The following is a 12894-nucleotide window of genomic DNA, read 5'->3' on the forward strand; positions in this document are numbered from 1 at the left end:
CGTTATCACCGATACCTTGAAACCCTCCCGAAACAGACGACCCGTCTTGTACTTTTTTAATTCCTCTTTTTTTGATTCTTCTTCCATAGTTGACATGTTTTGTGTCAACTTATTTCAGGATTTGACCGTCGAACCCAAAAGTTATGGAATGCATGAAATCTCTAATTCCCTTCCCCCCATCCTCTCACCCCACATCCCGTTCATCCGTCGGCACGGAGATGATTTCCTTGAATTGCCCGGTTATGGATAGGCGGAGGGCGCTGAGGCAGATGCCGCCATAAGCACAAGTGTCGATGTTCCAAGCTTTGGATTCGGGGAAAAACTGTGGCTCTCCGTTCCAGCGGGGCGTATGGCCGATGACCTGCAGCTTGCCGACATCGCGGAGCGGTTTGCGGTTCCAAAGCAGTCCATCTGGATGTCGTGGGTTATCGAGTGGGGCAAAACCCGATACGCCCGCATGGGAAATGAAGACGTACTCGGTTTCCCAATAGAGCGGTAGGTTGAGAATCCAACTGGAATAATGGTCCGGGTCCACCCCCGCTTGGTCAAATTGAAAAAGTGTCTGACTGCCGCCATTGTTCAGCCAGTTTTTTCCGGCAACAGGGTCGGAGAGATACTCCTGCATCATGAGTTCGTGGTTGCCCTTGAGAAATACCGTTTCAGCCCGAAAGTTTTGCTCGAGTTCAAACGCAAGGCGCAGCACAGCAGGAGAATGGTTGCCCCTGTCCACGAGGTCACCCAACTGGATTAAAATCTCCTCTCGGGGATTCCATTTTTCCAGAAGTTTGATAAATGTGTTCAGGCAACCATGCACGTCGCCGACGATAAATAGGTCCATTTTTGGTTTTGATTTTTTCCCGGATCGGGGGCTCATTAATTCTCACAAACGAATCCTTCAAATTGCTTGACCCGAGTCGATAAATTGACTATAATAGTCTGATGTTCAAATTTCTACACCTGAAAAACATTTTTGGTCAACGATAGGTTTTCCTGAAGTCTTGGGATTCCAAAATTGTTTTTCCCCAATTACTGAAACGTGCCAAACAGTCTCTAAAGTTGTTGAATATGAAAAATCGAATCTTTTCCTTTGCCCTGCTTGTGGCCCTGTCCATGGCCTGCATGAGCCAAAAAGACTATGTTGCCGAATTTGACTTTAATTATTCCGGTAATTTCAAACGGTACAAAACTTTCGGTTTTGTCAACAACCCTTTCCCCGAGTCAAGTGCCTATTATCAGACCATCGAAAAGACGATTACCAATCGACTAGGTTCCCAAGGTTTCCGGGAAAACAGTGAAAAACCCGACTTGTTGATCAATTACAAGATCTTTACCGACACGGTTAAATACAGGGGGTATGATCAGCCAAATTTTGATTACTGGCTGCAAAGAAGGAGCGAGTACGTCGAACTTACTGAAGAGGAGGAGCGCGAACAGCGTGAGAAAGACGAGAACTATAACCGCGTGAAGTTCACGGACAATAGCGGCATGCTGGTGATTTACGTGATTGACAACAAGCGTGGCAACACGATTTGGCAGGGATATACTGCAGCGAGCTTTGATTTTATGTCGCCCGAGGTGAATACCGAAATCACCAAGGCTACCTATCGCGTGATGGACCAATTCAAGGTGTTGACAAGGAATTAGCAGGATTGAGTTTGCAACGTATGTTGGGATGGTAGCAAAGCCATCCCCTTTTTTTTTCAATCCTTCTTTTGTTTCCAAGAACCTTGTGCTTGGATTTGACCAAGAAAATGCTGTGCGGCGGCGTTTTGGCATGCGGGGAACTGTTGGAAGGCGCAGACGATCTTGTGGAAATCGGAATGGTTTGGGATTTTCGGAAGGGAAAGTGGATTGCCAAAAAGGTAGAGCACGCATGGTTTCTTCAAAGCGATTGTTGAAAGTCTTTCCAACAGATGAAGATCCAGCCCAAAGTTGTTGACAGGTTTGGCGGAGGGCACAAACAGGCTGACGAGCACCCAATCATAATTGTCCAATTCCTCTGAGATATCCATTTCGCTATCGTCCAAGATGAATGTTGGACAGGGGGAATGTGCGTCGATGGTATTGAAAAACAGGTTTTGCTCGGGTTCTTGTATTGAAAGTTTGGCCATTTTACCGCTCAATGGAAGGCCCTTGTCCACGACTACGCTCAGGAATTGCGGAGCTAATCGTTCCAAAAATGCCCGGTAATCTTCCCATTCAAAGTCAATGCTTGTGATTGGTTTTTCGTCAAAAAGGCCCAATTTCTTTTTTAGGGTCATGATCTTTTCGAAGCTTGCCTCGATTTCTGCGGGATGCGCGTGTTGGGCGATCCAGTCAATGCCTTCCCGTACATTTTCCGAAAAGCAAAGCAGGTCGTTTCCGGCTTCGAAAGCCTTCCATTCCAGTTCACCCGGTCTCGGAAATAGGTTGCTGATCGCCCTCATATTCAGCGCATCGGAGACCACGATGCCATTGAATCCCAATTCGGTTTTCAGAAAATCTGTAATGATTTCACGGCTGATGGACGCGGGAATATTTTTTCCTTGGGTCAATGCCGGCGCAGCCAAGTGCCCGACCATGACCATCCCGACACCTGCCTTGATTCCTTGCAAAAAGGGGAATATCTCTTCCTGCATCAACTGTTCTCTCGACTTTTGGATGACGGGCATGCCAAGGTGTGAGTCTACATCTGTGTCACCATGGCCTGGAAAATGCTTGAAACTGCCCTCGATCCCCGCTTTTCTCAATCCCCTGTAATAGGCCAGGGCAAATCGGCTGACTTTTTCGCGGTCCGTGCCAAAAGAGCGGTAACCGATGACGGGATTTTTGGGGTTGGTATTGATGTCCGCGACCGGGGCGAAATTGACATGGATGCCGCATTGGCGCAGGTCTTTCCCAATCCGATAACCCACTTCCTCGACCAAGTCATCCGATTCTATCGGCATGGCCCCCAAGCTGATAGCGTAGGGGTATTGCGGGGTCTTTTCGACACGCATCGCCAGCCCAAACTCCGCGTCGATGCTGATCAGTAACGGGATTTCTGCCGCTTTTTGGTAGCGTGTAATCAGCGTCTGCAGTTTTTCCAGGGTGTTTTTGTAGGAAAGCGTTTCTTGGCGTTTTTCAAAGTTGGCGGCGGCGCTGTGGCGGCTATGGAAAAAGGTGATGCCTCCGATTTTTTGCTCTCTTACCAAAGCCTCCATGGCTTGGATATTCTCCTCCGTGTCGTGGATAAAGGCGGCAGGGGAAAAGAGTTGGGCGATTTTGTGCTTTTGATCCATGGGAATATTTCAGAGTTCGAATCAAGGGAATGTTTTTGTGATCGACAATCTATTTGGAAAACAAAAAAAGAAAATCAAAACTGCTGCAACACATTCGCCAGCAAGAATCCCAGGTAATTGCCGACCGCATAGCCAATGATGCCAATACTGATGCCGGAAATGAGGATTTGCCTGTTTTTCATGGAAGCGGCTGCAAGCGGGACAAAGGGTGGCGAGCAGACCATGGCCACTGAGGTTATCAAAGCGGTGTCGGCGTCGATTTTGAATAATTTGGAGAGCAAGAGGTGAAGAAATAAAGATCCAAAAACAGCCAGGGCGATATAGCCCAATAGGGCGGGTGAAATGCTTGTCAAATTTCTGATATCAGCCATGGAGGCCACCACCATGCTGAAAATCAGGATCAGGTACATGCCTGTTTCGAAGGTGTTTTCGATCTTGTTGATCGACCGGATAAAGGATGTCAAAATACCCAAACTCGTGATTCCGAGTACGATGGCCGCCATTTGGATGTTTTTGGGGACCAATTCCCCGAGACCCACGCCGAGCGCAACAATCAAGACGGATATTCCGACGGCTTTCAGGAGCGGAAGCAGGGAATTTTTCTCCAAGACAGAAAAGAAAGATGTCGTCTTTTCGGTCGGCGTTATGGACACCGGAATCAGTTTTGTTGGGAACGGCGGAAGAATTCTTCTGAACCAACGCGGACCCACCGAAAGCACAAAAGAAAGGTAGGCGACCCCCACTATCAAATCGTAGGTATGTACCAAGATATAGGTATCCGAGTCAACGTCGAGTACAAGTTTCAGCGCCGCGAGGTTAGGCGTGCCACCTGTGTATACGCCGACCAGCAAGCCGGATATTTTCCACAGCTCATGCAGGCCCGAGCCCCTAAACAAAAAGTAACCGGCCGTGACCACAGCGATGATGGAAAAGAGTCCCAAAAACAGAGAGGTCACCGTTTTTCCCGCCATCTCCTTCCACTGGCGAACGTTCGTTGAAAACAGCATCAAAGGAATCGCCAGTAATATGCTGATGCTAATGAGGATGTCCTTTAACTTGTAAATCCTAAATGCTAGTACTTCCGAATCCGTGACCGTACCCGTTTCCAACATTTCCTTTACTTCGGGAAGGCCAAGATCGGGTCTATTGACCATTTGCTCGTGGAGATAATTGCCCATACTGGGCAGAATGCCTGCGTTTCCCAAAATAATACCGATGATGTAGGCGATGATGACCGGCCCGAGTTTGTCAAGAAATGACCAGCGGCGGCAAGCATACAATATCCCCATTGGCATGAGGACATAGAAAAGAAGCAGGGTAATCAGCAGGATGCCCATAGGGGTGTCGGTATGGAGGGATTAGCCAAAGTTAAGGTTGTTGTAATATTTGATCTTGTCGTTTAGCTTCCGGAAGTCAATTTTACCGTTTACTTCCTTGAGGTGCTCGATGATGGCCAAGGACTTGTTGAGGCGGGAATTGCTGTTCTTGACCTTTCCAACAAGATAAATCAACGCACGCTGTTTTCCTTTTGTCAAGGCAAAAAAGTGATCGCTGCCCTTTTCATCCTGGTCCAGAAGTACCTGGAGTTCCTCAGGCATTTCGTGTCCGTATTCAGAATGGTCTTTTTCCAATGCAACCTCGACTTTCTGTCCTTCTTCGATTCCGGCCTTTTCACGGTTGCCCTTATTGACGAGGACAAACCAGTATTCTTTGGTCTTCATCAACGCGGCAGGGAATTTTACCTTTTGGGCGAGGTGGCAAATCACCCGCTTATTGTCTCCTTCTATCAAGCCTTCTGCAATTTCATCGGGTATGGGTACATGGTATTGCCAGAGTTTTGTGTTGAAATTTTCCAGAGTCGATTGAAATTGCTGCATGGTTTGGAGGGAAATGCTGGAATTTCGCTTATTTTCAGGAATATAAAAAACCCAAAACCCATGAACCCAAATAGCCCCGACTCCAATTATTCGATTTCAAAAAGTAGCAATTCCGGTTTTTTGGATAGAAGCCAAGCCGGTTTTTTGCGTTTGCTGCAAAAGGAGGATTGGGATTTTTGGAAGGAAAATGGGTATGTGGTCATCCCCGGCGTAATTCCGAAAAAACAGGCCGCTCGAACGGCGGATTTTTTGTGGGATTATGAAGGCAAGGATCCGAAAAACCCCGATACCTGGTATAGAAAGACTGTCCCGGACATGGAAATGTCGGAATTGGTCAATACGGGAATGGTGGAGGTATACCACCACCAATACCTTTGGGACAACCGGCAAAATCCGAAGGTCCATGCGGCCTTCGCGGACGTTTGGGGGACGGAGAAGCTTTGGGTTACCATCGACCGCGCCAATTTGAATTTTCCGATTCGCAAGGATTACCAATACAAGGGCTTTATCCATTGGGACTATGACCCCGAGACCAAGCCGCAAAATGTACAGGGAGTCTTGGCGCTCAATGACCAACTCGATGAAAACATGGGAGGCTTCCAGTGCATCCCGGAGATCTACCGGGATTTTGAGGCTTGGCGCGAAACGCAGCCTGCGGATTGGAAATATTTCCAACCAGATGTGAGCGGACAAAGGTTGACAAAAGTGCCGCTGCAAGCCGGAGACTTATTGATTTTTCACTCCCAACTACCCCATGGCATACGCGAAAACAGGAGCCCAGACAAGGTGCGGATTGCCCAATACATCTCCATGATGCCCGCCGAACCCGAGAATCAAGCGCTTCGGGATTGGCGCATCCAAAGCTGGCAAAACCGGGAAGCGCTGAAAGGATATGCCTTCCCCGGCGATCCCATGCAGCGGGAAAAGCGTTTTCCCGTGGCGGAATTGAGTGATCTGGGGAAGAAGTTGTTGGGTTTGGAGGACTGGGAGCCTTAAGTACGAATTACGAAGTTTGAAGTACGAGATAGGTGGTGTTTGCAAAGCCTCGTCTTGGGGATAAACCTGTCAATAACTGCCCGTCAGTTATTTCCCCCACAGTCCTTTCTTTTTTTGACGCGCTTCGGCTTGGAGCTTGGCAAAGCGCTCGGCGTATTTCACGTTGGGCGGGACGGTGAGTGTCATCGCATAGCCTTCCCGGATGAGGTGTTCGTTGAGGAACGTGCCGTTTTGCAGGTAGGCGTAGGCCAGAGTTCGTTTGTACCGATCGGTCCTGCTGACGTCATATTCGAGGCGGACGGATTTGCCGAGGAGGAGCTTTTCGAGATAGGCTTTGGCTTCTTTGCCGTAGTAGCCGACATCTTTGTTGCCCGTTTTCCGGGATTCAGGTGCATCGACACCGATCAGGCGGATTTTTTCCTCTTTTCCATTGGACCTTTTGACCCAAAACGTATCCCCGTCGACAACTTTGGTGACCGGGAGGAATTGGGCAACTGAATTCTGAAACGAAAAAAGCAGGAAGCAAGTAAGGAGTATCCCGATTTTCTGTCTCACAAATACATAATTGCCGAAATCCCGCATTTTCTCCTTCGATTGTGGTTTGTTAAGACACGAAAGTACGTTTTCTGAATTCTTGAAAAAAATCAAGATAAAGCCTAGCGGTTTGAATTGCAGAAGGTTCAAAAACCAAGCGATTCCATTTTCATCAACAGCTTCTTTTTCAAGAGAAAATGTCCCCTGTACAGATAGTGGGCATAAAGGTTCATGGATTCGAAAAGCAGATTCAACTGGGATTCTTGGTAGGCACTGCCCGTGAAATAGGTCCATTTCCCCGTCGCAAACCGGTTGAGCGATTCCCTGTGTTCCGGGTTGATCTCTTTTACCATGATTTCCAAGTCCAATAACCAGTTAATCTCCTTTTTCAGGGATTCTTCCAGCGGCATCATGCTTCTGAAGTTGGACTGAATCTGTTCAAATGGTGTCGTGACATTGACAAATTGTACCGCATTGCTTACTTGGGCAAAAACGTCAAACTTCTCGGCGTAGCCTCTTTCATAATCTGTGTATTCCCTATAGTAGGTCGCAAACTTCGGTTCTTCACCTGTACCAAGCTCTTTTGCCAAACAATGGGCGTAGATTTTTTTGTCGTTTTCTTCGAGTTTCAAAGTCGCTTCATCTATCCTCCTCCTCAACTCATCGATCAGTGCGTCTGCATCCTTTTTCTGATATTTTCTGCCATCATAGTCAAAGGTTTTAAGCTCGATGTTACCATCCTTGATGTGGCCAAGCGTTACGAGGTCATTTTCCATCGCTGACTTCTCTTTGGCTATTTCCAAAATTTCTTGCCCAAAAAGCGACTCAAAATCCTGTTTACCTTCTTTGTGCGGCAATGAATCCGGATCGATCACCGTCGGATTGTGGTGGTCATAATAGCCAAGAAATAGCTCTGGGTAGGAATTTTGGGAGTAATCCTCTTGATACGACATCCAAAAATCCTCCGCCGAAAGGAATACCTGTTTATTGTTATCCACAAACCCTTCAAATACTTTTTGTGTGAGTTGCTGCTGAAGCTGCTGGACATTCCTGAATAGGCCATTGGCAGGCTGGTGGTCCACTTGCCCTGGTTTGGCATTTGTCTTTTCGATTTCTTCCACACGGTCCTCGGTACTCGGGTGCGACGCCCATTGGTCCTTGATGACCAACTTGGATCGATTCAGGCGGTTCCATTCTTCGAGTGCCACCTGTGGAAATCCCGCCTTGATGGGGACTTGGTTTTTTTCGGCCAGAAAATTCATCACCCTTGTTTGCTCCGGGAATACGTTTTTGCTTACGATATGATCGTTTTTCTTCAGGTCGTAGAGGGAGAAAACAGCCCCTAGCGAACTGTCCGCCAATGAAATCCGCATGAGCGCACTGGCCATTGGTTGCGAACCGGCAACAAGCGCTGCGATTTGGTCGGCATGGAATTCCATTTCCCGGGAGAGTCCCATGTAGGTCTTGTTGACCAAACCGTAGAGTTTTCCCAGAATCCACTGGATGCCTTTGACAATCTTCACTGCCAGGAAGTTGAAGATGCTGAAGTATCCGCTGATGTTACCCCATCTTTCTATCATTTTCTCATAGCCGTCATTTTCAAAAAGCAGGTTGAAAATTACTTGGTTGACATGGTAAACATAGCTGCCCACTTTCATGGATTTTTGGGAAAAGTGTCCAAACTCGTGTGCCAAGACGGCCTTCAGTTCAGACTTGGTCAGTGAATTGACCAAACCCAAACCGATTTGGAGATTTTTTTGGATTGGGAGAAACATACTCCAGAAGTTGGAATCGTAGAATACACTCGCATTTACATCCGAAGAGAGGTAGACCTTCTTCGGGAAATTGGTACCTACTTTTTGGACGATTTCATCGATCATTCCAAAGAGTTCCGGATGATCAGCACGTTGGATTTCCACTAAATGGGAGCGGTCAAATTTTTTACTGCTGAAGAGGAACTTCATCAGGAATATCAGCACAAAAACTCCCAAACTGCCCAGTCCCAGTCCCAAGACGATTGTGAGAAAGCTTGGATGGGACACGATGATTGCGAGTCCGGCGTACACACAAATGCCGGCCAGACCAATGGCGAAAAGGAAAAGGATCGTGTAAGAAACCAGAAAAACCACAATTGCTAGAACGGCCTTGGTGGTCTGTGCCTTGAAGGCTGCCGAAACCGGGATGTCGATGGAATGCATGGTGCTTGGAATGGGTAGAATTAGTTTTCCAAAATAAGAGGCGAATTTGACTATTCCTAAAAAATGAGTTTCTAAATTTTAGATTTTGGTAAAAAGATTCAATGGGGGTCCAGCACCTGGAATTGCTGAAGTTTATCGGCGATTTCGGGATAGAGCTGTGTTGTCCATCCTAACTCCTCGATCTCAGGAAAATCCTCGCCTTTCCGGAAATCCCTAGGGGCGATGATCACTTCGATTTTCCCTTTGCGTGCATTTGCGGCCATAAGAAACACTTCCTCGATCGCCGCGTCACCGATAGGGATGCAGCCGATGGTGACGGATTTGCCATGGATGAATATATCGCCGCCCAGATTGCTGCGTCCATCGGACTCCGCCCTGCGCAGGTCAAATGCGTTGGGGTAGTTGACTTTCAGGGAAAGGTGGTAAGTGCTGTTGGGGTTGAGGTATTCGATTTCATATATGCCTTCCGGAATCTGCCGGTCGCCCTCACGCAGTTTTGGACCCAATTTTCCGCTGAAGGCCGTAAAAGGATAAGTTTTGATCTGGATCCATTTTCCCGCTTTTTCAGTCCAGACCTCGAGTATCCGCTCCTCTTTCAGGCCGATCAAGACCAACTTTTCCGGCCAATCGTTGATGGCGATTTGGGAGAGCGAAGGCTCAAGGCGTTGCCATACTTCGGTTTCATACCGCGTTTTGATGGATTCTATGGTTTCCATTTTTGAATATTTTTTGAGAAACGGATGCCAGAACCCCCGCCCGTAATGCCAAAAGGCCCCTGCTGCGAGCAAAACAATCCCTGTCGAAAAAGCATACCGTTTCATGGAATGGGTGATTAGTAAATGGGATACTTTCAAATTTAAAATCCTCGTCCTTTGCCCACAATCTTTTCCGACTAAAAATCAATCCCTTAATCGGTCCGTGCCGGCGCTCTCGACGGCTGTTGCTTGATAAAATGGATTTAATCCATCAATGAATTCCCTCCAGTCTGAAAAAGGCGCCCCTGGTCTTGTCCAGCACGGCTGAAAGCAGTTGGAAGTTTTCTGGTGTGGGGGAGAGATCGATGAACTTGTCAACGATGCTGCGGTTTTTGTAAACCACAAAGGTGTTGGAAACGGCTGGATTGATTTGGTTCAAATGGGCTTCGGTAGCCGCATCAGAGAATGAGGGTACAAATGTCAGGGCTGTTTTTTGGATCCCGAGTTCCTTGCCGAGGTTTTCAAGCTCGGTTTGTCTCGCTTTTTTGTCGAATGACTGAGGGTTTCCATAGACAAAGTAGGCTTTGAGATATTGTTGCCGGCGGATGCTTTCCATTTCGAGGAATCGCAGCCATTTTTTGATATCCTCCCAATTTGGGTTTTCCCCCACAAAATAGAGGATACCATGATACCGCCCATATTTGCAGACGGGGCATGCTTGGCTGCCTTTGTCCGGTCCATACGCATGGAAAGGAATGAAGGACGGTTGGTCCTCGCCTATATTGAGACCCGATTGTATTTCAATGGCTGGCTTTTTGGGATAGTTCGGAATGTTGAGGCCCAAGACTAGGTCATGTTCCGCAACCTGCAAATCTCTGTCTATCAAGACTCGGACGATTCCGCTTCCGCATCGATTTTCCGGGGGATTCTTTTTCAAAGCAGGCAGCAGCAAGGCATCGTCATCAAAGACGATGTCGTCAGGATAATACGCGTTGGCCACATCCGGTTCCCGGATCGACAGATGGATATGCTCCGGCAGGTTTTCGTTGGGATAGGGGGCTGGACGCAGGGTGTAGATCGCGTAGTGCCCATTTGCATCGGTCTTGACCCAGCCCCGAATATGGCCGTGCTCTTTGGCTTTTGGATGCATCCCTTTACCGGGGGAATAATACCCATCCTTGTCCGTATGCCAATAGTAGAGGATAATGTTTGCCGCGGGCGTTTTTCCGTCAATCTGGAAAACCGTGCCCGTCACAAGCAACTTTTGGCCTTTTTCGTACCATCCTGCGCTGGTATCGACGGCGTTGATGTTTTCTGGCATGCCGATGTACATCAGTTCGCAGCCATCGCAGCCGCCACCGACAATGTCGATTGGATTTTCAGATTGCGTGGATGAAGTTTGATGCTGGTTTTGTTGGGCTTGGCAGCCGATGATTATGAATGGCAGAAATAGGTTTGCCAAGAAGGCTATGCACTTTCTCATTTTGTTTTTTTCTCGAAAAAGCGCCCATTCGCAGTAAAAAACAAAAGAAATACGGCAACACGATGCTAGGATGCGGTATCCTGTGGGGTGGTTTCCAGCGTACTTTTAAATCCCCTTACATAGTTGCGACTGAGGCGGAGCATTGTGCCATCCTTGAGTGAGACGTCATAGTCACCATTTTGCCTTGATTGATGGGACTTTACAAAGGCCAGGTTGACGATCGTCGACTTATGGATGCGTACAAAAAAATTGGGATCCAACTTGCTGGATAGGGATTTCAAAGTCTCGGACAAGAGGTATTTCTTTTCGCCCACATGGATATTGGTGTAAGGGGGATTGGCAGTGAGGTACGCGATTTGTCTGGTGTCAATATGCACATAGCGTTCACCTTCCTTTACGACCAAGGAAGCGGGATATGCGACCAACGGCGAATCGATTTTGAGCTGTTTTCTTTTTTGCCAGAAAAGAAAAAAGCCGATTGGTAACGAGTAGAGCGCCAAAAGCGCAAAATAATATTCCAGAACACCGTATTGGAATGATTGCCAGTACGAAAAAGCTTGTGGAAAGAAAACGGCCGAAATCAACCAAACCAAAGCGGGGTAGGCAAACGCATGTCCCAAAATTGGGCCGAGTATCCAAAGCAGGACGTTTTCATTTTTTGCGAAGCGAAACTGCAAAATCCAAAACGGAATAAAGAGCCACCAAAAACTACTGAACAGGAATGACTCAGAAAAATAGTAGGAGTGTCGCTGAAATCTCGACTCCCAATAGTCGAAGGAGAGGGTGAGGAGGATGCATATGAAAATTGGGACCGCAAAAGCTAAAGTCTTTTTTGATTTCGATATGCTGCGGTAAATGCTCAATGTAGATTTACATTCAATCGGTTCCAAACACTACACCGCCCACTTCCGATCTCCGGTAAAAGCCACATTGAGCCACTTTTTGAGGCTGATGGGCTTCATTTGGGACAGGATTTCCTCCCTAATTTGATCTTGTTCTGCCAGTGTCGGTTGCCAGCCATCCGGAGACACAACAAAGTCGATCTCGATAAACAGCTTTGGGCCCGACTTGGAAACACGGAGAAAGGATTCCTGAAACTTGTATTTCTTTTCCACGCCCTCGACTATCTCGTCGCAAAGGTCATAGTATTTGTCATCGGCAGCCATGTCGACAAGCTCCCGTATCTGCCTTCCCATGTTTAGGATCGGGACTTTGAGGAAATAGGCCGAGACAAGCATGACCATGATGGGGTCCATGTACGGCTGATATCCTACAAATGGTGTAAACTCAAGGCCGAAAGACAACATAAATCCAGCGAACACTGCCAAGCTTAGGAAAGTATCCATCAGCCATTGCTGTGATTCGGCTTCCACAAGACCGGAGGCGGAGGAGTTGCTTTTTTTCTTGAGAAAAAGGTACACCACGTAGCACCCGACGGTTGCAATAAAGGCATAAACCACGCCCGAACCAGCGTTGACTTCTTGCCCTCCGGAAATAAAAGTCGAAAAGCCGGAGAAGAACGAGAAGAGACAAAGGATCGTGATGACAAGGAACTTTCCCAAAATGATAATGGGCTCGATCATTTCCTTTCCGTAGGGAAAGCGCTCAAAGTCCTGCTTTTGCATGTAGCTTGCTGTAATCAGTGAGATAGAGGATAGCCCCACGCTTATCAGGGAGTAAATACCATCGAACAGGATAATCTTGGAGTTGACGACCACACCCCAGATGACCGCCAACACAGCAAAAAAGAGTGCACCAAAGACCGATATGCGGAGTAGGCTGTTTTCTTTACTGTGGTTTGTGGTGGACACGTTGTTGTTGGACATATATAGAGCGAAATGAATGTTGATT

General features: G+C 47.5%; 12 protein-coding genes. 2 read left to right on the forward strand and 10 right to left on the reverse strand.

The genetic code is table 11. From position 1 onward, the window contains the following. Window positions 1-184: 184 nt before the first annotated feature. Window positions 185-838, reverse strand: coding sequence for a metallophosphoesterase (locus tag L0U89_RS10045; RefSeq protein ID WP_234861399.1), 654 nt, complete (start codon window positions 836-838; stop codon window positions 185-187). A gap of 227 nt (window positions 839-1065) precedes the next feature. Here L0U89_RS10045 and L0U89_RS10050 point away from each other — a divergent pair, with 227 nt between their 5' ends. Next, window positions 1066-1644: a DUF4136 domain-containing protein gene (locus L0U89_RS10050; RefSeq protein ID WP_234861400.1), complete on the forward strand. Its 579-nt coding sequence runs from the start codon at window positions 1066-1068 to the stop codon at window positions 1642-1644. A 56-nt stretch (window positions 1645-1700) separates the two neighbouring features. Here the strand turns inward: L0U89_RS10050 and L0U89_RS10055 are convergent, their stop codons facing one another. The 3 genes from L0U89_RS10055 to L0U89_RS10065 all read right to left on the reverse strand — a co-directional run bounded on the left by L0U89_RS10055 (window position 1701) and on the right by L0U89_RS10065 (window position 5137). Beyond that, window positions 1701-3260, reverse strand: coding sequence for a glycoside hydrolase family 3 protein (locus L0U89_RS10055; protein ID WP_234861401.1), 1560 nt, complete (start codon window positions 3258-3260; stop codon window positions 1701-1703). Window positions 3261-3334: 74 nt separating this feature from the next. Further along, window positions 3335-4597, reverse strand: coding sequence for a DUF819 family protein (locus L0U89_RS10060; RefSeq protein WP_234861402.1), 1263 nt, complete (start codon window positions 4595-4597; stop codon window positions 3335-3337). 21 nt (window positions 4598-4618) lie between these two features. Beyond that, entirely contained in the window at window positions 4619-5137 is a 519-nt protein-coding gene (locus L0U89_RS10065; protein WP_234861404.1) for a YdeI/OmpD-associated family protein, read from the reverse strand. A gap of 60 nt (window positions 5138-5197) precedes the next feature. Between L0U89_RS10065 and L0U89_RS10070 the strand changes: the two genes are divergently transcribed. Continuing rightward, complete coding sequence (locus L0U89_RS10070; RefSeq protein WP_234861405.1) at window positions 5198-6133, forward strand: phytanoyl-CoA dioxygenase family protein; 936 nt, start codon at window positions 5198-5200, stop codon at window positions 6131-6133. An 87-nt stretch (window positions 6134-6220) separates the two neighbouring features. On the opposite strand, the gene L0U89_RS10075 is transcribed toward L0U89_RS10070, so the two are convergent. From L0U89_RS10075 to L0U89_RS10100, 6 genes are all read right to left on the reverse strand, one after another. Continuing rightward, entirely contained in the window at window positions 6221-6688 is a 468-nt protein-coding gene (locus tag L0U89_RS10075) for a thermonuclease family protein (RefSeq protein ID WP_234861406.1), read from the reverse strand. A 125-nt stretch (window positions 6689-6813) separates the two neighbouring features. Further along, window positions 6814-8865, reverse strand: coding sequence for a M48 family metallopeptidase (locus tag L0U89_RS10080; protein WP_234861407.1), 2052 nt, complete (start codon window positions 8863-8865; stop codon window positions 6814-6816). A gap of 98 nt (window positions 8866-8963) precedes the next feature. Next, complete coding sequence (locus L0U89_RS10085) at window positions 8964-9581, reverse strand: L,D-transpeptidase family protein (protein WP_234861408.1); 618 nt, start codon at window positions 9579-9581, stop codon at window positions 8964-8966. A 250-nt stretch (window positions 9582-9831) separates the two neighbouring features. Next, window positions 9832-11043: a dioxygenase family protein gene (locus L0U89_RS10090; RefSeq protein ID WP_234861409.1), complete on the reverse strand. Its 1212-nt coding sequence runs from the start codon at window positions 11041-11043 to the stop codon at window positions 9832-9834. A gap of 65 nt (window positions 11044-11108) precedes the next feature. After that, window positions 11109-11720, reverse strand: coding sequence for a LytR/AlgR family response regulator transcription factor (locus L0U89_RS10095; RefSeq protein WP_234861410.1), 612 nt, complete (start codon window positions 11718-11720; stop codon window positions 11109-11111). Window positions 11721-11936: 216 nt separating this feature from the next. Beyond that, window positions 11937-12869, reverse strand: coding sequence for a cation diffusion facilitator family transporter (locus tag L0U89_RS10100; RefSeq protein WP_234861411.1), 933 nt, complete (start codon window positions 12867-12869; stop codon window positions 11937-11939). Between the last annotated feature and the right edge of the window lie 25 nt (window positions 12870-12894).

Origin of the sequence: Mariniradius sediminis, assembly GCF_021491425.1 — a bacterium.
Lineage (GTDB): Bacteria > Bacteroidota > Bacteroidia > Cytophagales > Cyclobacteriaceae > Mariniradius > Mariniradius saccharolyticus.